The sequence below is a fragment of the Lentzea albidocapillata subsp. violacea genome (assembly GCF_900100275.1).
In the GTDB taxonomy this organism is placed as follows: Bacteria; Actinomycetota; Actinomycetes; order Mycobacteriales; family Pseudonocardiaceae; genus Lentzea; species Lentzea violacea.
In genome coordinates this window covers 233,111-255,092 of record NZ_FNET01000001.1, presented here as the reverse complement: position 1 = coordinate 255,092, position 21,982 = coordinate 233,111, and the positions used below count along the sequence as shown (strand labels likewise).

Annotated in this window: 17 protein-coding genes and 1 pseudogene; 14 read left to right on the top strand and 4 right to left on the bottom strand. The window is 69.4% G+C overall.

What is annotated here, in order from left to right; translation table 11 throughout:
- Position 1 precedes the first annotated feature (1 nt).
- The 9 genes from BLR21_RS00965 to BLR21_RS00925 all read left to right on the top strand — a co-directional run bounded on the left by BLR21_RS00965 (position 2) and on the right by BLR21_RS00925 (position 13,946).
- Positions 2-1,378, top strand: a complete 1,377-nt coding sequence (locus BLR21_RS00965; RefSeq protein WP_090003723.1) for a GH1 family beta-glucosidase — start codon at positions 2-4, stop codon at positions 1,376-1,378.
- Positions 1,375-2,394 (top strand): LacI family DNA-binding transcriptional regulator, encoded by a 1,020-nt coding sequence (locus BLR21_RS00960; protein ID WP_090003722.1) that lies wholly within the window; start codon positions 1,375-1,377, stop codon positions 2,392-2,394. Before BLR21_RS00965 ends, BLR21_RS00960 begins: the two co-directional genes overlap by 4 nt.
- Positions 2,395-2,542: 148 nt before the next feature.
- Positions 2,543-2,848, top strand: a complete 306-nt coding sequence (locus BLR21_RS00955; RefSeq protein WP_090003721.1) for a hypothetical protein — start codon at positions 2,543-2,545, stop codon at positions 2,846-2,848.
- A gap of 300 nt (positions 2,849-3,148) precedes the next feature.
- On the top strand, positions 3,149-5,725 hold the full coding sequence (locus tag BLR21_RS00950) for a glycoside hydrolase family 9 protein (RefSeq protein WP_176929394.1): 2,577 nt from the start codon (positions 3,149-3,151) through the stop codon (positions 5,723-5,725).
- A gap of 181 nt (positions 5,726-5,906) precedes the next feature.
- Complete coding sequence (gene chvE, locus BLR21_RS00945; protein ID WP_090003720.1) at positions 5,907-6,992, top strand: multiple monosaccharide ABC transporter substrate-binding protein; 1,086 nt, start codon at positions 5,907-5,909, stop codon at positions 6,990-6,992.
- Between the two features lie 26 nt (positions 6,993-7,018).
- Positions 7,019-8,521, top strand: coding sequence for a multiple monosaccharide ABC transporter ATP-binding protein (gene mmsA, locus BLR21_RS00940; protein WP_090004418.1), 1,503 nt, complete (start codon positions 7,019-7,021; stop codon positions 8,519-8,521).
- Positions 8,521-9,735 carry a multiple monosaccharide ABC transporter permease gene (mmsB, locus tag BLR21_RS00935; protein WP_090003719.1) on the top strand — a complete coding sequence of 405 codons (1,215 nt, stop codon included), beginning with the start codon at positions 8,521-8,523 and terminating at the stop codon, positions 9,733-9,735. Before mmsA ends, mmsB begins: the two co-directional genes overlap by 1 nt.
- 37 nt (positions 9,736-9,772) lie before the next feature.
- Positions 9,773-12,847 (top strand): family 43 glycosylhydrolase, encoded by a 3,075-nt coding sequence (locus BLR21_RS00930; protein ID WP_090003718.1) that lies wholly within the window; start codon positions 9,773-9,775, stop codon positions 12,845-12,847.
- A gap of 13 nt (positions 12,848-12,860) precedes the next feature.
- Positions 12,861-13,946, top strand: coding sequence for an aldose epimerase family protein (locus BLR21_RS00925; RefSeq protein WP_090003717.1), 1,086 nt, complete (start codon positions 12,861-12,863; stop codon positions 13,944-13,946).
- 1 nt (position 13,947) lies between these two features.
- On the opposite strand, the gene BLR21_RS00920 is transcribed toward BLR21_RS00925, so the two are convergent.
- On the bottom strand, positions 13,948-14,280 hold the full coding sequence (locus BLR21_RS00920) for a hypothetical protein (protein ID WP_090003716.1): 333 nt from the start codon (positions 14,278-14,280) through the stop codon (positions 13,948-13,950).
- 213 nt (positions 14,281-14,493) lie between these two features.
- Between BLR21_RS00920 and BLR21_RS00915 the strand changes: the two genes are divergently transcribed.
- From BLR21_RS00915 to BLR21_RS00895, 5 genes are read left to right on the top strand one after another with little or no spacing between them, the layout of a single operon-like run.
- A complete protein-coding gene (locus BLR21_RS00915; protein WP_090003715.1) occupies positions 14,494-16,032 on the top strand; it encodes an amino acid adenylation domain-containing protein in 1,539 nt (512 codons plus the stop codon).
- Complete coding sequence (locus BLR21_RS00910; protein WP_090003714.1) at positions 16,029-17,261, top strand: ferredoxin reductase domain-containing protein; 1,233 nt, start codon at positions 16,029-16,031, stop codon at positions 17,259-17,261. The genes BLR21_RS00915 and BLR21_RS00910 overlap by 4 nt, the downstream gene beginning before the upstream one ends.
- Positions 17,262-17,271: 10 nt before the next feature.
- Positions 17,272-18,045 (top strand): enoyl-CoA hydratase/isomerase family protein, encoded by a 774-nt coding sequence (locus BLR21_RS00905; RefSeq protein WP_090003713.1) that lies wholly within the window; start codon positions 17,272-17,274, stop codon positions 18,043-18,045.
- A gap of 33 nt (positions 18,046-18,078) precedes the next feature.
- A complete protein-coding gene (locus BLR21_RS00900; protein WP_090003712.1) occupies positions 18,079-18,567 on the top strand; it encodes a sigma-70 family RNA polymerase sigma factor in 489 nt (162 codons plus the stop codon).
- A complete protein-coding gene (locus BLR21_RS00895; RefSeq protein ID WP_090003711.1) occupies positions 18,564-18,899 on the top strand; it encodes an anti-sigma factor family protein in 336 nt (111 codons plus the stop codon). Before BLR21_RS00900 ends, BLR21_RS00895 begins: the two co-directional genes overlap by 4 nt.
- Positions 18,900-18,993: 94 nt before the next feature.
- Here the strand turns inward: BLR21_RS00895 and BLR21_RS44580 are convergent.
- The 3 genes and pseudogenes from BLR21_RS44580 to BLR21_RS00885 form a co-directional block, all read right to left on the bottom strand.
- Positions 18,994-19,104: pseudogene (locus tag BLR21_RS44580) on the bottom strand (peptide deformylase); the annotation flags it as partial.
- Entirely contained in the window at positions 19,062-20,507 is a 1,446-nt protein-coding gene (locus BLR21_RS00890; protein ID WP_090004417.1) for a glycoside hydrolase family 62 protein, read from the bottom strand. The pseudogene BLR21_RS44580 and the gene BLR21_RS00890, both read right to left, overlap by 43 nt.
- A 102-nt stretch (positions 20,508-20,609) precedes the next feature.
- The gene (locus BLR21_RS00885; RefSeq protein WP_090003710.1) at positions 20,610-21,974 is read right to left on the bottom strand and encodes a glycoside hydrolase family 6 protein; all 1,365 of its coding nucleotides are present in this window, start codon (positions 21,972-21,974) and stop codon (positions 20,610-20,612) included.
- Positions 21,975-21,982 lie beyond the last annotated feature (8 nt).

The window sequence follows — 21,982 nt, the reverse complement described above, 5'->3', positions numbered from 1 at the left end:
AATGGAGAACATTGTTTTCCCGCAGGGTTTCCTGTGGGGAGCCGCGACTGCCGCGTTCCAGGTGGAAGGTGCGACCGACGTGGACGGCCGCACAGACTCCATCTGGGACGAGTTCTGCCGTCAGCCCGGCAAGGTGGTGGGCGGCGACTGCGGTGAACCCGCCGCCGACCACTACCGGCGCTTCGAGCAGGACGTCGCCATGATGGCGGACCTGGGACTCAAGGCCTACCGCTTCTCGATCGCCTGGCCGCGCGTGCGACCGGACGGCGGGAAGGTCAACCAGGCGGGACTCGACTTCTACCAGCGGCTGATCGACTCGTTGCTGGCGCACGACATCGTGCCGTGGCCGACGCTGTACCACTGGGACCTGCCGCAGAAGCTGGAGGAGACCGGCGGCTGGGCGAACCGCGACACCGCCTTCCGGTTCGCCGACTACGCGGCCGCCACCGTCGAGGCGCTCGGTGACCGGGTCGAGACCTGGACGACGATGAACGAGCCGTGGTGCTCGGCGTTCCTCGGCTACGCGGGCGGAATCCACGCCCCCGGACGCACCGAGCCCGCGGCCGCCGTCGCCGCCGTGCACCACCTGCTGCTCGCGCACGGGCTCGCGGCCGACACCATCCGCGCCGCCCAGCCGGACGCCAAGGTGGGCATCACGCTCAACATGTACCCGATCATCCCCGTGGACCCCGGCAACCCGGCGGACCTCGACGTCGCGCGCAGGCTCGACGGGCTGCAGCAGCGGATCTTCCTGGATCCGTTGCTGCGCGGGGAGTACCCGGCCGACATCGTCGCGGACCTCGAGCCGTTCGGCTTCAGTGAGCACGTGCACGACGGCGACCTCGAGGTGATCTCGGGACCGATGGACATGCTCGGCGTCAACTACTACACCGAGCACTACGTCAGCTCGACGCCCAACGGGGAGTCCGGCCCGTCGCCGTGGGTCGGCGTGCGGCACGCCTCGTTCCCGGTCCGCGACGCCCCCATGACCGACATGGGCTGGGAGGTCAGGCCGGACGGGCTCACCGCCGTGCTGATGCGGGTGCACCAGGACTACCCGCGGCTTCCGTTGTACATCACGGAGAACGGCGCCGCGTTCCGCGACGACTTCTCCGGCACCGGTGCGATCGACGACGTGGACCGCACCGGTTTCATCGCGTCCCACCTGCGCGCCGCCCACGCGGCGATCGAGGCGGGCGTCGACCTGCGCGGCTACTTCTGCTGGTCACTGCTGGACAACTTCGAGTGGGCAGAGGGGTACGCGAAGCGGTTCGGCATCGTCCACGTCGACTACGACACGCAGATCCGCACGCCGAAGATGAGTGCGAGGTGGTACAGCAGGGTGGCGCGCGACAACGCGCTGGTCGCCGTCTCATGACAGAAGGCAGGAGTCGGCGCCCCGGCCCGCGCATCGAGGAGGTCGCGCGCGTGGCCGGGGTGTCGAAGTCGACCGTCTCCAGGGTGATCAACGGCGAGAAGTACGTGAGCGAGCGGTCGCGCCAGGCGGTGCACCGCGCCATCACGCTGCTCGGGTACAGCCCGAGCCACGCCGCGCGCACCCTGGCCGGCAGCAAGGCGAACGCGATCGCGCTGGTGATCTCCGAGCAGGGCAGCCGGGTCCTCGCCGACCCGTTCTTCGCCGGGGTACTGCGCGGGGTGCACGCCGAGCTCGCCGGGCGGCACGTGCAGCTCCTGCTGATGATGAACCAGCCGCTCGACGGTGAGGACCAGGTGGCGTACCTCACCGGCGGGCACGTCGACGGCGCCCTCGTGGTGAGCCTGCACGGCGACGACCCGTTGCCGAGGACGTTGCACGAGACGGGGCTGCCCATCGTGGTGGGCGGCCGTCCGCTCGCGGGCGGCGCCGTCCCGTTCGTCGACGCCGACAACTTCAACGGCGCGTTGGGGGCCGTGCGGTTCCTCATCTCGCTGGGCCGGGAGAAGATCGCCACGATCGCCGGCCCGCTCGACATGGCGGTCGGCATGGACCGCCTGAGCGGCTGGCGGTGCGGGCTCGCGGAACACGGCATGCCCGTGGAACTCGTGGTGCACAGCGACTTCACGCCCGACAGCGGGGCGCTCGCGATGGAGGCGCTGCTGCGCAGGGCACCCGATCTCGACGCGGTCTTCGTGGCGGCGGACATCATGGCGCTGGGCGCGTTGCGGGTGCTGCAGGAGCGCGGCTACCGGATCCCCGACGACGTGGCGGTGGTGGGGTTCGACGACTCCGTGCTCGCGGCGACGGCCGTACCGCCGCTCACCACAGTGCGGCAGGACGTGGAGGGCTTCGGCCGGGCCATGACCTGGCGGCTGCTCGCCGAGCTGGCCGGCGAGGACAAGCTGCCGCAGTCCATGCTGCTGCCCACGTCGCTGGTGCGCCGCGCGAGCGCCTGATCGTGCCGGCACGCCAACGGTTCGATCGCCCCCGCGTCGAATCGACTCGAACCCATTCGACGCTGAAGTAATTCCTCCCGAGCCTGAACCAGAGCCGGGACCAGGCCGTACTACGACATGCGAGTGGGAGAGAAAGCGGGGGTTGCGGATGCAGGCGGGCCGATTCTTCGACGATTCACCGGACGACGGTCCGGAACTGCCGGACACAGCGGTGCTGCGCGTGTTGTGGATGACCGCGCAGGGGATGGTGTGGCCATGGCTGCTGCAGAGCATGTGCCGGCGCGACGCCATCGAGCAAGCTCTGCGAAGCGAGCTGATCTGGGCCCCGGTCGGCGACCACCTCGGCTACCACATCACGGACGCGGGGCGGCGGCGCATCATGGACTGGTACCAGGAGAACCGCCCCGGCACTCAGGACGACTCGGCGCACTGGCGCGCCGTCACGATGCGCTGAACGGGCTTCGGCGAACGTCCACTGGTCCGCCGCGAACACGGCACGTCCCGCTCGCCGGGTGCGGCACCCGGCATAGCGACGATCTCCGCTCCGGTTGAGCACCAGGTCTGTCCGGCGGAACAGCCTCAAGGCGGCGGCAACCGGTCTCCATCGGTCTCATCCCGATACTTTCGAGTCGAATCGAACGTCGAAAGCGAGCCGGTGACCGAGTGGGGCTTGTAGCCGTCAGCGGACTCGGCCTACGGTCGATATGGGAGCGCTCCCAGACCCGACCGTCGACGAGGACGGAGATCCTCCAGCATGAGATCGCAACCCCCACGTCTCCTCGCCGCGACACTGCTCGCGGCGCTGATGGCGAGCTCACTCCAGGCCGCGGGCGCCGCTGCGGCGGCGGACTACGAACGCGTGCTCAACGGCACGTTCGACAGCGGCGCCGCCGATCCCTGGTGGAGCGGTGCCGGAGTGACCAACCGGGTCACCGGCGGCGAGTTGTGCGCGGCGGTCACCGGCGGCACGACGAACCCGTGGGACGCCCTGATCGGCCAGAACGGCGTTCCGTTCGAGACCGGCCAGTCCTACACGTTCTCGTTCGACGCCCACGCCACGACGGCGCAGCCGGTCACGGCCGCCGCGGGCGAGAGCGTGAGCCCGTACCGCGGGATCGCGAGCCAGCAGTTCACGCTCTCGCCGACGAAGCAGCGCTTCACCTTCACCTTCACGTCCACTTTGGACTTCCCGGACGCGGGCAACGGCCAGGTCGCGTTCCAGCTGGGCGGGCAGCCGGCCGACAACACGGTCTGCGTGGACAACGTCTCGGTGGTCGGCGGCGTGAAGCCGCCCGGTGGCGTGAACCCCAACCCTGCCAAGAAGGTCCAGGTCGACCTGGTCGGGTACGTGCCGGGTCTGCCCAAGCGCGCGACCCTCGTCTCCACGGCGACGACGCCGCAGACGTGGACGCTCAAGGACTCCGCGGGCACGGCGGTGGCCAGCGGTCAGAGCACGCCGAAGGGTGCGGACGCCACCTCCGGCGACTCGGTGCACCAGATCGACTTCTCGTCGTTCGACACGGCCGGCACCGGCTACACGCTGTCCGTCGGCGAGGACAGCAGCTTCCCGTTCGACATCTCCGCGGACCCGATCAAGCGGCTGCGCTACGACTCGCTCGCGTTCTTTTACCACCAGCGCAGCGGAACGCCGATCGAGGCGCAGTACGTCGGGGACGAGTACTCGCGGCCCGCCGGGCACGTCAACGTCGCGCCCAACCAGGGTGACGACAACGTGCCGTGCCGGGCCGACCTCGCCTGCGGCTACACGCTCGACGTGCGTGGCGGCTGGTACGACGCGGGCGACCACGGCAAGTACGTGGTCAACGGCGGCATCGCGGCCTGGCAGCTGCTCAACTCCTACGAGCGGGCCACCCGCGTCGGTGACGCGTCGGCGTTCGGAGACGGCACGCTCGCCATCCCGGAGAAGACCAACGGCGTGCCGGACCTCCTCGACGAGGCGCGCTGGGAGGTCGACTTCCTGCTGAAGATGCAGGCACCGGACGGCATGGCGCACCACAAGATCCACGACGCCAACTGGACCGCCCTGCCGACCCGTCCCGAACTGGACGACCAGCCGCGCCGGCTGTCCGCGACCAGCACGGCCGCGACGCTGAACCTGGCCGCGGTCGCCGCGCAGGCGTCCCGCCTGTGGAAGGGCATCGACGCCACGTACTCCACCACGCTGCTCACGGCGGCCCGCAAGGCCTACGCGGCGGCCAAGGCGAACCCGGCCAAGCTCGCCGACCCGGACGACGGCACCGGCGGTGGCGCCTACAGCGACAGCACCGTCAGCGACGAGTTCTACTGGGCCGCGTCGGAGCTGTACGCGACCACGGGTGACGACGCCTACCGCGCCGACGTGACCGCCTCGCCGCACTACAAGGCGGCCGGCCTGACCAGGGCGGGCTTCTACTGGGGCGGCACCGCGCCGCTGGGTGACATCACGCTCGCCCTGGCGCCCAACGGTCTCCCGGCGGCGGACGTCACGGCGATCAGGTCCGCGTTCGCCACCGTCGCGGACCAGCACCTGACCGCCATGGCCGGAATGGGCTACGCCGCGCCGTACGACAACAGCACCGACGGGTACGTCTGGGGCTCGAACTCCGCGGTCCTGAACAACGCCCAGGTGCTCGCGCTCGCGCACGACTTCACCGGTGCCGCCAAGTACCGCGAAGGCGTGTTCGAGGCGCTGCACTACGTCCTCGGCCGCAACCCGCTGAGCACCTCGTACGTGGCGGGCTACGGCGAGCAGGCGATGCGCAACGCGCACCACCGGTTCTGGGCCAACCAGAACGACCCGACCCTGCCGATCGCGCCGCCCGGTTCGTTGTCCGGCGGCCCGAACAGCGCGCTGCAGGACCCGGTGGCGCAGCGGCTGCTGGCCGGCTGCCCGCAGCAGAAGTGCTGGGTGGACGACATCGGCGCCTACTCGGTCAACGAGGTGGCGGTGAACTGGAACTCCGCGCTCGCCTGGGTCTCGGGCTGGGCGGCGGAGAAGTCCGGGACCTCGACGCCGAAGTCGGACTGCGAGGTCGGCTTCACCGCCGGCAGGTGGAACGACGGCCTGTCGGCGCAGGTGAAGATCACCAACACCGGCCCGGCCGCCTGGACGTCGTGGCAGCTCGGGTTCGCGTTCCCCGGCACCCAGAAGGTCACCGCCGGGTGGTCGGCCACGTGGAGCCAGACCGGGCGGGACGTGACGGCAGCCAGCATGCCGTGGAACAGCCAGGTCGGGCCGGGCAAGTCCGTCTACATCGGATTCAACGGTTCCGGCAGCGGAACCGACCCGACGGCCTTCACCGTCAACGGGAAGGCCTGCAAGATCGCCTGACCGCACCCAGGGATGCGCCCGCTGTCACTTCGGTGGCGGCGGGCGCTCTGCGTTTGTGGCCTCTGTGAGCGCTAACAGGCACTACCTGCTGTTATCCAGATGAAACTTGACGGGCCAGTTGTTAGCGATAACACTCGCCGCCTACAGCACTGTTGCCTGCCGGTGACATCGAGGAGAAGCAATGAGGCTTGCCAGGATCGCGGCCACCACCGCGCTCGCCGTCACCCTCGCCGCCTGTGGTTCGGCGCAGAAGACGGTCGACCAGCAGACCACCTCCAGCGAGGGCGCGCTGGTGGGCGTCACCATGCCGACGAGGTCGTCCGAACGCTGGATCCACGACGGCGACAACATCAAGAAGGCCCTGGAGGGCAAGGGGTACAAGGTCGACCTCCAGTACGCGGAGAACGACATCCCGACCCAGGCCAACCAGATCGAGAACCAGATCACCAAGGGCGCCAAGCTCCTGATCGTCGCCTCGATCGACGGCACCGCGATCACCTCGCAGCTGCAGCAGGCCGCCGACGCCAAGATCCCCGTGATCGCCTACGACCGGCTGATCCGCAAGAGCCCGAACGTCGACTACTACGCCACGTTCGACAACTTCAAGGTCGGCGTGGAGCAGGCGAACTCGCTGCTGGCCGGCCTGAAGACGAAGGGCGAGGGCCCGTTCAACGTCGAGCTGTTCGCCGGGTCGCCGGACGACAACAACGCCACGTTCTTCTTCAACGGCGCCATGTCCGTGCTCCAGCCGCTGGTCGACCAGGGCAAGCTCGTCGTGAAGTCGGGCCAGCAGGACTTCAGGACCGTCGCGATCCTGCGCTGGGACCCGGCGACCGCGCAGAAGCGGATGGAGGACCTGCTCACCTCGACCTACGGCGGCGCCAAGGTCGACGGTGTGCTCTCCCCCTACGACGGCATCTCGATCGGCATCCTCTCCGCACTCAAGAGCGGCGGCTACGGTACGGCCGGCCAGGCCTACCCGATCGTCACCGGTCAGGACGCCGAGGTCGCCTCGGTGAAGTCGATCATCGCCGGTGAGCAGTACTCCACGATCCACAAGGACACCCGCCTGCTCGCCGACGTCACGGTGAAGATGGCCGACGCGGTGCTCAAGGGCGGCAAGCCCGAGGTCAACAACACCAAGGACTACGACAACGGCAACAAGGTCGTGCCGTCGTTCCTGCTCCAGCCCGTCCCCGTGGACAAGGCGAACTACCAGAAGGAGCTGGTCGACTCCGGTTACTACACCGCCGACCAGCTCAGGTAGGTCCTGTGTCCGACGACATCCTGGTGATGCAAGGCATTACCAAGAGGTTCGCGGGTGTCACCGCGCTGCACGAGGTCTCGCTGACCGTGCGGCGCGGTGAGATCCACGCGATCTGCGGTGAGAACGGCGCGGGCAAGTCCACGCTGATGAAGGTGCTGTCCGGGGTGCACCCGCACGGCACGTACGACGGCGACATCCTCTTCGAAGGCGAGCCGTGCGCGTTCGACGGCATTCGCGACAGCGAGCGCCGCGGCATCGTGATCATCCACCAGGAGCTGGCGCTGTGCGGTCAGCTCTCCGTGGCGGAGAACCTGTTCCTGGGCAACGAACGGTCCCGGCGCGGGTTCATCGACTGGAACCGCACCAACCACGAGGCCCAGGCGCTGCTCGACCGTGTGGGCCTGCGGGAGAACCCGACGACGCCGGTGAACGACCTCGGCGTCGGCAAGCAGCAGCTCGTCGAGATCGCCAAGGCGTTGTCCAAGGAGGTCCGCCTCCTGATCCTGGACGAGCCGACGGCCGCCCTGAACGACGACGACTCGCAGCATCTGCTGGACCTGCTCGACGGCCTGCGGAACGAGGGCATCACCTCGGTGATCATCTCCCACAAGCTGGGCGAGGTCACCAGGATCGCCGACACGGTCACGGTGCTGCGCGACGGCAGGACCATCGAAACGTTGCCCGCCAAGGGACTCAGCGAGGAACGCATCATCTCCGGCATGGTCGGCCGCGACCTCGAACACCGGTTCCCGCCGCGCACGCCTGACATCGGCGAGGAGGTGCTGCGCATCGAGGACTGGACGGTGCACAGCCCCGCCCAGCCGGACCGGGTGGTCGTCGACAACGCCACGCTGTCGTTGCGGCGCGGGGAGATCGTCGGTCTCGCCGGGCTGATGGGCGCGGGCCGCACGGAGCTCGCGATGAGCGTCTTCGGCCGTTCCTACGGCGTCGGCATCTCCGGGCGCGTGGTCAAGGACGGCCGCGAGATCGACACACGCACCGTACGCGGCGCGATCCGGCACGGCCTCGCGTACGTGAGCGAGGACCGCAAGAAGTACGGGCTCAACCTCATCGAAGACGTGCAGCGCAACGTCTCCGCCGCCGCGCTGGACAAGCTCGCGAACCGCGGGTGGGTGAACGAGAACGAGGAATACACCGTCGCGGAACGGTTCCGGAAGTCGATGGGCATCAGGACCGCCGCCGTGTCGACCCCGACCGGCACGCTGTCCGGCGGCAACCAGCAGAAGGTCGTGCTGGCGAAGTGGATGTTCACCGATCCGGACGTGCTGATCCTCGACGAACCGACGCGCGGCATCGACGTCGGCGCGAAGTACGAGATCTACTCGATCATCAACGACCTCGCCGCCCAGGGGCGTGCGGTGCTGGTGATCTCCTCGGAGCTGCCGGAGCTCCTCGGCCTGTGCGACCGCGTGTACGCGCTGTCGGAGGGCCGCATCACCGGCGAGGTCAGCCGCGAAGAGGCAACGCAGGAACGCTTGATGCAGTATATGACGCGAGGACAGAGCTGATGACCACGAAGATCGCGCCCGCTCCCGCCGCCGCCCCGCCCGCGCACTCGCGGCGGTTCTCGATCAACCTGCGGCAGTCGGGCATCTACGTCGCGTTCGCGCTGATCGTCGTCCTGTTCGCGGTGCTGACCGACGGCGCCCTGCTGCAGCCGCAGAACATCTCGAACATCATCGTGCAGAACTCCTACGTGCTGATCCTCGCGATCGGCATGATCCTGGTGATCATCGGCGGGCACATCGACCTGTCGGTCGGCTCGACGGTGGCGCTGACCGGGGCGATCTGCGCGGTGCTGACCGTCCAATGGGGACTCCCGTGGCCGGTGGCGGTGCTGCTGACCCTGCTCTCCGGCGCCATGATCGGCGCGGCGCAGGGCTACTGGATCGCCTACTTCGGCATTCCCGCGTTCATCGTCACGCTGGCCGGCATGCTGGTGTTCCGCGCGCTCACGCTGACGACGCTGGGCAACCAGGGCATCGGGCCGTTCCCCGACGAGATCCGCTCGCTGTCGAACGGGTTCACGGGCGGCTACCTCGGCAACATCGGTCTCGGCCCGCTCGGCGGCGCCGACCTGGTGAGCCTGCTCGCCGGACTCGCGTTCGTGGCCGGGTTCGCGTTGTCGCAGTGGCGCAAGCGCGCGGCCCGGCTCGGCTACCACCAGACCGTCGAACCGATGCCGGTGTTCGTCCTCAAGATCGTCGGTGTCGGCGTCGTCGTGATGGCGGTCGTGGTGCAGCTCGCCCGGTTCCGCAACCTGCCGTGGGTGCTGGTGCTGCTCGCGGCGCTCGCGCTCGGCTACTCGCTGATGGCCGGCAACTCCGTGTTCGGACGCCACATCTACTCGATCGGTGGCAACCTGCAGGCCGCCACGCTGTCCGGCGTGAAGGTCAAGGCCGTCACGTTCTGGGTGTTCGTCAACATGGGCGCGCTGGCCGCGCTGGCCGGCGTGATCTTCGCCGGCCGGCTCAACCAGGCGGGCCCGACGGCGGGCATGTCGTTCGAGCTGGACGCCATCGCGGCCGCGTTCATCGGTGGCGCCGCGGTCCAGGGCGGTGTCGGCAAGGTCGTCGGCGCCATCACCGGTGGCCTGATCATGGGCGTCATCAACAACGGCATGTCGTTGATCGGCGCGCCCAGTGAACGCGTGATGCTCGTGAAGGGTCTCGTCCTGCTCGCGGCGGTCGCCTACGACGTCTGGACCAAGCGCCGCGCCTGAAGTCCTGCACCCCATCCCCGGAAGGCGAACAACGACGATGTTGGCATCCCTGCGCCGTTTCGGTCTTGTGGTGGCCGTGACGGCCGCCCTGGTCCCCATCACCCCGGCCGCCGCCGAACCGCTCGTGCGGACAGCGGCGAACGCGCTGGAGGTGCCGAACATCGACGACGTCCGCGGACACCTCACCCTGCCCGTCACCGGCGCGCACGACACCACCGTCACGTGGAAGTCGTCCAACGGCAAGGTGATCACGCCGACCGGTGAGGTGAGCCGCCCTCCCGCCGGCAGCAAGCCCACCAAGGTCGTGCTGACGGCGAGGGTGAGCCGTGGCCAACAGAGCACCACTCGCGCGCTCACCGCCACCGTCGCTCCGTTGCCCGTGAAGGAACCGCTGGCGGGCTACAGCTTCTTCTACTTCACCGGCGAGGGCAGCCCGATCGGTGAGCAGATCTACGCCGCCGCCAGCAACGGGAACAACCCGCTGGACTTCTCCGAGGTCAACGGCGGCCAGCCGATCCTGAAGTCCAGCCTCGGTGAACTGGGCGTGCGCGACCCGTTCATCCTGCGCTCCCCCGAGGGTGACAGGTTCTTCCTGCTGGCCACCGACCTGAAGATCAACGGCGGGCGCGGCTGGGACGCGGCGCAACGCAGCGGCAGCCGGTCGCTGATGGTGTGGGAGTCGACGGACCTGCGGAACTGGTCGCGCCAGCGCAGCGTCCAGGTGTCGCCGCCTACCGCGGGCAACACCTGGGCACCGGAGGCGTTCTGGGACGCCAAGCGCGGCAGCTACGTCGTCTACTGGGCGTCGAAGCTGTACGCGGAGAACGATCCCGGCCACACGGGCGACAGCTACAACCGGATGATGTACGCGACCACGCGTGACTTCGTGACGTTCAGCCCGGCGAAGGTGTGGATCGACCCCGGCTACTCGGTCATCGACTCGACGGTAATCGAGCACGAGGGCACCTACTACCGCTACACCAAGGACGAGCGGAACAACTCATCGTCCTCCCCGTGCAGCAAGTACATCACCGCGGAGAAGTCGGCGGACCTGCTGAACCCGAACTACGACTTCGTCGCCGAGTGCATCGGCAAGGCCACCCCGACGAGCCCCGGTCTGAGCGCCGGTGAGGGCCCGACCGGGTTCAAGTCCAACACCGAGAACAAGTGGTACCTGTTCATCGACGAGTACGGCGGCCGCGGCTACGTGCCGTTCGAGACGACCGACCTCGCCTCCGGGAAATGGACGATGTCCACGGGCGCCCGCCTGCCCGCGTCCCCGCGCCACGGCACGGTGCTCCCGGTGACCCAGGCGGAACTGAGCCGGCTCACCGCTCCCCCGGCGCCGGTGAAGGCCGACTCCAAGGGCCTCGTCGCGCACTGGCCGCTGACCGGCTCCGCCGCCGACGCCACCGGTCACGGTTACGACGGTGTGCTCGCCGGCAACGCCGCGTTCTCCGAAGGTTCCCTGTCGCTGCGCGGCGGGCACGTCCAGCTGCCGAACAACATGCTGACCGGCGCCCCGGCCGCCACGATCTCCGCCGACGTGCTGGTGGATCCGGCCCAGCAGACGCCGTACTTCCTCTACGGCTTCGGCAACACCGCGCCGAACGGCACCGGCAACGGTTACCTGTTCAGCACCGGTGACACCTATCGCGGCGCGATCGCCACCGGCAACTGGACGACCGAGCAGGGTGTGAACTCCGGCCGTGCGCTACCGCGTGGCGTCTGGAAGAACGTGACGCTGACGGTCGGCAACGGCGTGGAGGTGCTGTACCTCGACGGCGTGGAAGTGGCCCGCAACACCGCCGTCACCATCAAGCCGTCCGACATCGGCGGTGGCATCACCGCGGCCAACTACCTCGGCAGGTCGGTCTACGCGGCGGACAGGACGTTCCAGGGCAGGATGAAGGACGTCCGCCTCTACGACCGGGCGCTCTCCGGCAACGAGGTCGCGGCGCTGCCGTTCAACGCGACCCTGATCCGGTCGGTGGCGCACGACTCGCTCAAGGCACCCGCCGTCATCGAACCGGGCACCGTCGTGCTCCCCGTGCGGCCGGGCACAGACCTCCGGCGGGTCAAGCTCGACTTCGGTCTCGCACCCGGCGCGACGATCACGCCCAGCGGTCCGGTCGACCTGCGCAAGCCGCGGCAGTTCATCGTGCGGTCGGGCCGCGAGAGTCGGGTGTGGACGGTCGAGGCGCACGAGATGCGCAGCCCCGTGCTGCCGGGCCTCAACGCCGACCCGAACATCATCGCGTTCGGCGACACCTACTACATCTACGCGACCACGGACGGCTTCGACGGCTGGAGCGGCACCAAGTTCTCCGCCTGGTCGTCGAAGAACCTGGTCGACTGGAAGGACGAGGGCGTCATCCTCGACCTCGGCCCCGGCGTGAGCTGGGCGGACCGCAACGCGTGGGCGCCCGCGATCATCGAACGTGACGGGAAGTACTACTTCTACTTCTGCGCCGAGGCCAAGATCGGCGTCGCCGTGAGCGACTCCCCGACCGGCCCGTTCGTCGACTCCGGTCAGCCCCTGATCGCGCGCAATCCCACCGGTGGGGGCCAGGCCATCGACCCCGCCGTCTTCGTCGACGGCTCCGGACAGGCGTACCTGTACTGGGGCAACGGCGAGGCCTACGTCGTTCCGCTCAACAGTGACATGATCTCCTACGACCCGGCCAAGATCACCCGCCTCACCGGGCTGACGGACTTCCGGGAGGGCCTGTTCATGGTGGAGCGCAAGGGCACGTACTACCTGAGCTGGTCGATCGACGACACCCGCAGCGAGGACTACCGCGTCGCCTACGCGACCGCGCCCAGCCCCACCGGCCCGTTCACGAACCGGGACCTGATCCTGAGCAAGGACCTGAAGCTCGGCATCAAGGGCACCGGCCACAGTTCGATGCTGCAGGTGCCGGGAACCGACGACTGGTACCTCGTCTACCACCGCTTCGCCATCCCCGGTGGGGACGGCACGCACCGCGAGACCACGATCGACAGGATGAGGTTCGGCCGCGACGGCTCCATCGTCCCGGTCGCGCCGACCCTGGAGAGCGTCGCACCACAACGGATCCGGCCGCAGCACTGCCGGGCCCTGATCAACTGATACGAGGAGTTCGATGTCGCAGCGGGAACCCGAGCTACGCCGGGAACTGTTCGGACGGGCCGGTGACACCGACGTCCACCGGTACGTCCTGGCGTGGCCGGGCGGGCTCACCGTGCGGGTGCTGGACTACGGCGGTGTGATCCAGTCGCTGGAGGTACCGGACCGCCACGGTGTTCCCGCCAACGTGGTGCTCGGGTTTCCCGCGCTCGACGACTACCTCGCGAACAACCGGCCCGGCGCGGCCAGGGTGTTCTTCGGCGCCGTGATCGGCCGGTACGCCAACCGGATCGCGCGCGGCGCCTTCACCCTCGACGACGTCCAGCACCAGCTCCCGCTCAACAACGGCCCGAACAGCCTGCACGGCGGACCGGCGGGCTTCGACACGAGGGTGTGGTCCGCGACCGAACTGCACGAGACGGACAGCGTGGGCGTGCAGCTGGAACTGGTGAGCCCGCACGGGGACGGTGGCTTCCCCGGAACCGTGGACGCGCAGGTGACGTACCGGCTCGACCGGCACAACCGCCTGAGCATCACCTACCGCGCGACGGCGGACGCCCCGACCGTCCTCAACATGACCAACCACACCTACTGGAACCTGGCCGGGGAAGGCAGCGGCGACGTGCACCGCCAGTCGCTGATGCTCAACGCGAGCCGGTTCTGCGCCGTCGACGAGAACCTGATCCCGGTGGGGGCGCCCGTGCCGGTCGAGGCGAGCCCGTTCGACTTCCGGCTGCCGACCGCGATCGGCGCCCGCATCCGCGCGGCCCACCCCCAGCTGCGCATCGCGGGAGGCTACGACCACAACTGGGTGCTGGACTCCTCCGGCGCCTCCTTCGCCGCGCAGGCCTGCGACCCGGTCTCCGGGCGCCTGCTGACCATGTGGACCAGCGAACCCGGCCTGCAGTTCTACTCGGGCAACTTCCTCACCGAGGACCTGGTCGGCACCAGCGGCCGCCCGTACGGCCGCGGCGCCGGCTTCGCCCTGGAGGCGCAGCATTTCCCGGACTCGCCGAACCGCCAGGACTTTCCCAGCACGGTGCTGCGGCCGGGCGACGTCTACCACCAGGAGACGGTTTTCCAACTGTCCACTGCGGACTGAACTACGCCGCGTGGCTGCACGTGGGGCAGCTGCAGTCGGCACACGTGCAGTTCGCGCACGAGTCAGCGCACCCGTCACACGCGCACTGGGCGTGGTTGCAGGTCGGGCAGTCGCATTCCGAGCAGTCGCACTGCGCGCACGAGTCCGTGCAGTGGGCGCACCTGCACTTGTCGCACTCGTCGTAGTGCACACCGCGATCCGTCACGTGTTCGCGGTGCAGGTGTCCGTCGTGCAGGTAGTCGACGTGGTCCCGGTGTACGAGGGCGTCGTGGCCGCAACCGGGACCGTGGGTGTGGCGGTGCAGTTCCGCGGGCGCGTGCTCGACAGTCGTCATAGGACAGATGCTCATATGCGCAGACGGCCATGACAAACGCAGGAGCACAGGATCATCCGTCCGGGTGACGGGGCTACTGCTTCTGGCGCGGCAAGAAGCGTTGCGCCACAAGCGCTTTTCGATTCGACGGGCGATTCGACACGGCGTGAACTTCCCGGCGGGCTGTCTCGTTCAAGCGGTTGCCCACGCACCGCTCACGAAAGGGCACCCGTCGTGACAGCCCTGTTCCAGGAATCCGCCCTGTGCGATCTGTCCCCCGCCGACCGCGAACTGTTCCAGTTGTTCGGCGCCGGTCCCGTCCGCACCCCTCCGTCCGACCACGTCCACCACGCCTTCGAGACGCACGCGACGCGTCGCCCGCACCTGACAGCCGTGGAACACCTCGGCGAGTCCCTGACCTACGGAGAGCTGGACGCCAGAGCCACGCTGCTGGCCGAACTCCTGGTTCGCGGCGGCGTGCGCCCCGGCGACCACGTGGGACTGTTCCTGACGCGGTCGATCTCCATGGTGGTGGGCATCCTGGCGGTGCTCAAGGCGGGAGCGGCCTACGTGCCGCAGGACGTGCGCATCACACCGGAGGCCCACCTGCGGCACATCGTCCGGGTCGCGCACGTCGACGTGGTGCTCACGACGACCGCGGACGCGGCCTCGCTGCCCCCTCACCTGGCCACGATCATCACGATCGACAGCCTGCCCGACGTCGGCGCGTTGTGCCGCACCATCACCGCGGAGTCGGACATCGCCGCCGTCATCTTCACCTCCGGCACCACCGGGCGTCCCAACGGGGTGCGGGTCTCCCACGCCAACCTGTGCAACGTCCTGCTCACCGCACCCGGCTCCCTGGGCATAGCACCGGGGATCAGGGTGTCCCAGCTGCTCAACATCGCCTTCGACATGGCGATGTGGGAGATCCTCGGCACGCTCGCGAACGGCGGCACGCTCGTGATCCGCGGCGACGACCTCGCACGGACGGCGAGCACGGCCGACGTCGTGATCGCCACGCCGAGCGTGCTGGCGACGCTGGATCCTGCCGCCTGCCAACGGGTGCGCACGGTCGCGGTCGCCGGCGAACGCTGCCCGCAGGCCCTCGCGGACGTGTGGGCCCGCCGCGTGGCCTTCCACAACGCCTGCGGTCCCACCGAGGTCACCATCGTCAACACGGTGCACCGCTACGAACCGGGCACCGGGCAGCTCACCATCGGCAGGCCGGTGCCGAACACGACCGTGTACGTGCTCGACGACGACCTGCTGCCGTGCCCCATCGGCGCGGTCGGGGAGATGTGGGCCGGCGGGGCGTGCGTGACAGCGGGCTATCTGGGTGATCTCGACCTCACGGCGGACCGGTACCGCCCCGATCCGTTCCTCGGCGGGGACCACCTGATGTTCCGGACGCGCGACCTCGCCAGGTGGACGCGCGAGGGCCGGCTGGAGCACCGCGGCCGCACCGACGACCAGGTCAAGGTGCGCGGGTTCCGCGTCGAGCTGGACGCGGTCACCGCGGCGCTGGAGCGCGCCGATGACTGCGACCGCGCCACGACCGTGGTGCATGACGGGAAGCTCGTCGGGTTCATCAGCCCCGGTACCGCGACGCCGGAGCGGGCGCGGCGGGCGGTCTCGCAACGGCTGCCGTACTACTGCGTGCCGACGCTGATCGTCCCGGTCGACACGCTGCCGACGACCGACCGTGGCAAGGTCGACCGGCGCGCGCTGCTGTCGCATGTGGACGGACTGCGGCGGGAGCCCGTGGCATGACGGTGCCCGAGGTCCTCCTGCCACCGGCCGATCGTTCGCTTCGCGCGGTCCTGCGCCGGCGCCCGTTCACCCACCACAACCGGCTCGCGGCGGCCGTCGTGCTCGCGAACCTCCTCTTCGCAGTGATCGGCGACTGGCAGGGCGACCAGGACGTGCTGACGACGCTCGTCGTCGTCAACGTGGCGCTCGCCGCGCTGGTCCGCCAGCAGCTGGTGATCAACCTGCTGTTCCGGCTGGCCACCAGCGCGCCGAAGCACTGGCCGTTGCGGGTGCGATGGACGCTGGGCAAGGTCTACCACTTCGGTGGCCTGCACGTCGGAGCCGCCGTCTGCGCCGTGGCCTGGTTCCTCCCGCTCGCCACCACCGCGCGCGGCGCGCTGCCGATCGTGGTGAGCTGGATGATCCTCGCCCTGCTCGGCGCGATGACGGTGCTCGCGCTCCCCCGGCTCCGTGCCCGCCACCACGACCTCTTCGAGCGGTCGCACCGGTTCGGCGGCTGGACGGTGCTCGTGCTGTTCGGAGTGCTGGCCGCGGTCTCCAACCCGGTGTTCCTCTGGCCGCTCGCGCTCGTGGTGGTCAGCGTGGCGCTGCCGTGGCTGCGGTTGCGGCGCGTGCCGGTGCGGATCGTCAGCCCGTCCCCGCACGTCGCGCTCGTGTCGTTCGACCACGGCGTCACGCCGTTCGCGGGCTCCTCGACAGCGGTGAGCCGCAACCCGTTGCTCGAATGGCACTCGTTCGCGAACGTCCCCGCACCGGGACGCTCGGGCTTCCGGCTCACCATCTCCCGCGCCGGTGACTGGACGGCGAAGCTCATCGCCGACCAGCCGAGCCATCTGTGGGTGAAGGGCATCCCGACCGCGGGCGTCGGCAACATCGACAAGCTGTTCCATCGCGTGGTGTGGGTCGCCACCGGCAGCGGCATCGGCCCCTGCCTGCCCCACCTGCTCGCCCGCACCGCTCCGGCGACGCTGGTGTGGTCGACCCGCGACCCCCGCCGCACCTACGGGGACGCGCTGGTCGACGAGATCCTCGACGCGCAACCTGACGCCGTCGTCTGGGACACCGCCGGTCAGGGCAAGCCGGACCTCGTCGCGCTCGCGCACGACGCCTGCCGGCGCTTCGACGCGGAAGCGGTCATCTGCATCTCCAACAAACACACCACCTGGCACGTCGTCGAAGAGCTGGAGGCCAGGGGAATCCCCGCCTACGGCGCGATCTGGGACTCGTGAGGAGACCACTGTGGACTATCAGAACCTCGTGCTCGACGAGCAGGGCGGCGTGCTGACGGTGACCGTACATCGGCCCCAGGCGCGCAACGCCCTGTCCCAGCGAACTCTCACCGAGCTGCGCCACCTGCTGTCGACCCTCTCCGGTCCGCGTGCCGTCCTGCTCACGGGTTCCGAGGGACCCGCGTTCATCGCCGGTGCCGACATCCGCGAGATGGCGGCCATGACCGCCGAGGAGGGCGAGGCGTTCGGTGCGCTGGGACAGGAGGTGACGACCCTGCTGGAACGGCTTCCGGTCCCCGTCGTGGCCTGCGTCGACGGCTACGCGCTCGGCGGCGGCTGCGAGATGGCGCTGGCGTGCGACTTCGTCTACGCCACCCGCAAGGCCGTGTTCGGGCAACCGGAGGTGCTCCTCGGCCTGATTCCCGGTTTCGGGGGCTGCGTCCGGTTGTTCCGGCGGGTGGGGGTGGCGCGGGCCCGCGAGATGATCTACTCCGGCCGGCGCGTGGACGCGGCGGAGGCGCACCGCACCGGGCTGGTGAACCAGGTCTTCGACACCCGCGAGGAGATGTTCGCCGCCGCACGGCTGGTGCTCGCCGACATCGCCGCCAACTCACCCGCCGCCGTCGCCGCGTGCAAGGCGGTGATCAACACCGTGGACGGCCTGCCCGTCGGCTCGGGGCTGCACGTCGAGCTCGAGGCGTTCCGGCACACCTTCACCACCGACGACATGCGTGAGGGCACAGCGGCGTTCCTCGGCAAGCGCTCCCCGGCGTTCCGCACGTAGGCGGGGTGCGTCATCAACGACGACCACATCACCATGCTGCGCGCGCTGCACGACGGCCACGCCGCCGCCCTGTGGCGCTACGCCCTGCGGCTGACCGGAGACGAGCAACTCGCCGAGGACATCGTCCAGGAGGCCCTGCTGCGCGCCTGGCGGCATCCCGAGGTGCTGGAACAGGGTTCGTCGGCGTCCAAGGCGTGGCTCTATGCCGTGGCACGCAACTACGCCATCGACGAGCGCCGCAGTGCCCGGGCCCGGTGGGAGGTCGAGTCGGAGAGCCCGCCCGAACGTTCGCGGGCCGACCACACCGACTCCACCCTCGACGCCTGGCTCGTCGCCGACGCCCTGTCCACCCTCAAGCCCGAGCACAGGCTGGTGATCGTGCGGGCCTACTACCGCGGCGAGTCCATCGCGGAGCTCGCCGACGCGCTGGACGTGCCGCAGGGCACCGTGAAGTCGCGGCTGCACTACGGCCTGCGGGCGCTGAGGCTGGCCCTGCAGGAGAACGGGGTAACAGGGCGGTGAACACACCGGATCCGTTCCGGGAGTGGGACGGCGCCTACGTCCTGGGCGCCCTGTCGACCGCGGACCGGCTGGCCTACGAGCAGCACCTCGCGCAGTGCGCCTCGTGCGAGCGCGAGGTCTGCGGGCTCGCCGGGATGACGGGCCTGTTGTCGCGCGTGCCGGAGGAATGGGCGGTGCAGTCGCTGGGCACCGACCCGGAGGTGCCCGCCGCCGTCCTGCCGCGGCTCGTCCGGGCCGTGCGGCGGCGGCACCTCATGGTCACGTCGGCGGCGGTCCTCGTCGCCGCCGTGACCGGTGCGGTGCTCGGCGTGCTGTACTGCGGTTACCTCTGACCTGTCAGGGCGTGGACAACCCGAAGCGCCTGCGTGGCGTGGTTGAGGACGCCGAGCCGGTAGCCCACGAACTACGCCACCCCGGTCCCGCGCTCAGGTCGACGCCGATCTGGTTGGCCGCGAGCCCTGCCATCGTCTCGAACATGTTGTCGGCGAGGGTCTTCAGCAGGTCGAGTTGGTCTGGGTCAGCAGGCCGAGCCGCCAGGGCAGCCGGTTGTACTCACCGCCGGCGCCGGGATCCATGCCCTGGTAGAGGTAGCTGAGCTTGCAGGGGCTGATCTCCATCGTCTGGTCGGCGTTCGTGCGCACCATCTCGCCGTGGCTGATGTCGCGGGTCCACTGTCCAGCTGGGAACGTCACGTTGTTGGCGCGGGCGAACGGGTTCGACTCGCTCTCGGCCAGTCCAGTCCACGGACCGGTGATCGACGGCGCGGTCCAGGAGCGGAACCAGCGGCGGCCGTCCGTGCCGATCGCCTCGTGCACCAGCAGCCACTGGTCCTTGCCGGCGATCTTGTAGACGTTGGCCGCCTCGAACAACCGGTGGCGGTCACTGTCCTGCATGGCGATCACCGTGTTGGTGAAGCCGTTGGGGAACTGCGCGAGGCTGGTCTCCGACCGGTAGAGGTGGCCGTTGTCGTCGGAGGAGAACAGGTAGCACTTCCCGGTGTCGCAGACCGTCCAGAAGTCGACCCAGTAACCGTTGCCGATGTTGTCGCGGATGATCTGCGGCATTCCGTTGGCGTAGAAGTTCTTCGGTGTGGACCAGGACGCCGGGTCGGAGATGTCCGTGGTCGTGGAGTACGACGCGTTGGACCCGGTCTGGTAGACGAGGTACCAGAGGCGTTGCGGCGCGAAGTAGAACACCTGCGGCGCGGCCCGGTACCCGGCGCCGATGCCGGAGCGGTCGAGGTAGTGGTGCGGTGCGGCCGAGGCCTGGGACCAGTCGCTGAAACTGGTGTACATCAGGTTGTAGCCGTCGGTGTAGGTGGACGCGAACACGTGGTACTTGCCGTTGTAGAAGATGACGCTCGGGTCCTTGACCGCGATGTTCGCGTGCGTGGCGTCCGGTTTCGGGCTGATCAGCACGCCGCTGGAGTTCCAGCGGAAGCTTGACGGCAGGCTGCCCACGGGCGGGTTGCCGGTCGTGGTGGTCGTCGTGGTGGTGGGGCCGACGCCGCCGGTGCACAGGGTTCCGTTGAGCGTGAACGCCGTGGGGTTCGGGTTCGCCGTGCCCGTGGAGGAACCGTTGAACCCGAACTCGACCCGGCCACCGGTGGGGATCACCGCGTTGTAGGAGACGTTGCGGACGGTCACCTCCGCTCCCGACTGGGTCGCCTCGGCGTTCCAGGCCTGCCTCACCTGCTGGCCGGCGGAGAAGCTCCAGGTGAGCGTCCAGCCGTTGACGGCGTCACCCAGGTTCGTGACGCTGACGTTCGCCGTGAAGCCACCGTCCCATTGCGACGGTGCGGAGTAGGTCACCGAACAGCCCGGCGCGGCGGCCGCGGGAGGCACCGCCACCGCGGCTAGCGTGGACACCGCGATGAGCGGCACGGCGGCGACGGCGGTGAGCCGGGCCCGTCGTGAAGTGAACAATCGTGCGAGGAACATGATCACCCTTCGTTGTCGGAGGGAGCAGGGATCACGTGCCGGTGCGGCCGAGAATGGCGGGGTCCCCGCACCAGCCGGTGCGGGGACCCGTTCACCGCCGCCTCAGGAGCAAGCGACGCCGTTCAGCACCGGAGACGAGAACGGTGGCGTGCCACCGTTGTAGTTCGCGTTGAACCCGATGCTCAGCTGGGCACCGGCCCCGATCGAGCCGTTCCAGGCCGTGTTCGCCACGCGGACCTCGTCGCCCGTGTCGGTCCACGTCCCGTTCCAGCCCTGCGTGACGGACACGCCGGGAGCGGAGAACGAGAAGGTCCAGCTGTTGATCGCCTGGCCGCGGTTCTCGATCACGATCTCGCCGGTGTACCCGCCCTGCCACTGGCTGACCACGCGGTGGGTCGCCTTGCAGCCGCTGCCGGGGTTGCCGCCACCCGTGGTGGTGGTCGTCGTCGTAGTCGTCGTGGTGATCGGGCCCGCCGCCATCGCGAGTTCGTAGGCGCGCTGTGGCACGAACTGACCGGCCGGCGCGATGCAGCCGTCGGACTCGCCCGGCAGCTTGACCCACAGGAACGCCTCGATCTTCGAGTCGCCCGTGTTCGTCGTGCTGGGCGTGCCGATCGCGCGTCCGGCCGGGTCGCACCACTCGCTGCCGGCGGGACCGTTGCCGTTGCGGCTCGTGTCGACCACGGCCTTGAGGCGGCTGTCGCCGACGGCGTTGAGCACGTTCTTCGCGAAGCTGACCTCGTCGGAGCTCGAGCGGTAGTTCGACACGTTCGTCGAGATGCCGTCGGCGCTGTTGGAGATGTCCGCGCCGCGCAACCGGTTCGCGGCCTCCGCCGGGCTCAGCCACGCCGAGTGGCCGATGTCGAAGTACACCTTCGCCTGCCCAGAGCCGGACTTGAGCTTCTTGCCGGCGTAGGCCATGGACGCCTTGGTCTGGTTCTGCTGGTCGGCGTTCTGGCAGTTGGTCATCAGCGGCAGCACGTCCGGTTCGAGCACGATCGTCGCCGGACGGCCGGCCAGTCCTGCGGCCACCTCGTCCACCCACGCCCGGTAGGCCGCGTGGGAGGAGGCGCCGCCGCCACTGGGGCCACCGCAGTCGCGGTTGGGGACGTTGTAGACCACCAGGATCGGGATCTTGCCGGCGGAGGCCGCCGCGCCGACGAACGAGCTGACCTCCGACCGCACCGTCGAGGTGTTGGTCGTGGTGTACCAGCGCGCCTGCGGAACCGACGCGACGCGGTCCCGGATGACCGCGGCACGCGAGTCTCCCGGGTTCGCGGCGACCCACCTCGCGCCCGAGGTCGACGGGTCGACGTAGAACGCCGACTCGGCCGCGCTGACGGTCGCGCCGGCGCCGACCACCAGGGTGGTGACCCCGGCGACGAGCACGGACGCGAGCAGGCACGCGCCTGCCGCCCGGCTCCTCGGTGCTGTCGTGTCTTCTCGGGACGGAACGGTTTCTGTCATTCAGGTCC

What these genes read in the sequence shown, in the direction of transcription:
- BLR21_RS00910 (WP_090003714.1), top strand. Translation starts at nt 16,029, where the DNA reads ATGACGGTGCCCGAGGTCCTCCTGCCACCGGCCGATCGTTCGCTTCGC.
- BLR21_RS00920 (WP_090003716.1), bottom strand. Translation starts at nt 14,280, where the DNA reads ATGACGACTGTCGAGCACGCGCCCGCGGAACTGCACCGCCACACCCAC.
- chvE (WP_090003720.1), top strand. Translation starts at nt 5,907, where the DNA reads ATGAGGCTTGCCAGGATCGCGGCCACCACCGCGCTCGCCGTCACCCTC.
- BLR21_RS00950 (WP_176929394.1), top strand. Translation starts at nt 3,149, where the DNA reads ATGAGATCGCAACCCCCACGTCTCCTCGCCGCGACACTGCTCGCGGCG.
- BLR21_RS00885 (WP_090003710.1), bottom strand. Translation starts at nt 21,974, where the DNA reads ATGACAGAAACCGTTCCGTCCCGAGAAGACACGACAGCACCGAGGAGC.
- BLR21_RS00925 (WP_090003717.1), top strand. Translation starts at nt 12,861, where the DNA reads ATGTCGCAGCGGGAACCCGAGCTACGCCGGGAACTGTTCGGACGGGCC.
- BLR21_RS00900 (WP_090003712.1), top strand. Translation starts at nt 18,079, where the DNA reads ATGCTGCGCGCGCTGCACGACGGCCACGCCGCCGCCCTGTGGCGCTAC.
- BLR21_RS00965 (WP_090003723.1), top strand. Translation starts at nt 2, where the DNA reads ATGGAGAACATTGTTTTCCCGCAGGGTTTCCTGTGGGGAGCCGCGACT.
- BLR21_RS00890 (WP_090004417.1), bottom strand. Translation starts at nt 20,507, where the DNA reads ATGTTCCTCGCACGATTGTTCACTTCACGACGGGCCCGGCTCACCGCC.
- BLR21_RS00930 (WP_090003718.1), top strand. Translation starts at nt 9,773, where the DNA reads ATGTTGGCATCCCTGCGCCGTTTCGGTCTTGTGGTGGCCGTGACGGCC.
- BLR21_RS00960 (WP_090003722.1), top strand. Translation starts at nt 1,375, where the DNA reads ATGACAGAAGGCAGGAGTCGGCGCCCCGGCCCGCGCATCGAGGAGGTC.
- mmsB (WP_090003719.1), top strand. Translation starts at nt 8,521, where the DNA reads ATGACCACGAAGATCGCGCCCGCTCCCGCCGCCGCCCCGCCCGCGCAC.
- mmsA (WP_090004418.1), top strand. Translation starts at nt 7,019, where the DNA reads ATGCAAGGCATTACCAAGAGGTTCGCGGGTGTCACCGCGCTGCACGAG.
- BLR21_RS00955 (WP_090003721.1), top strand. Translation starts at nt 2,543, where the DNA reads ATGCAGGCGGGCCGATTCTTCGACGATTCACCGGACGACGGTCCGGAA.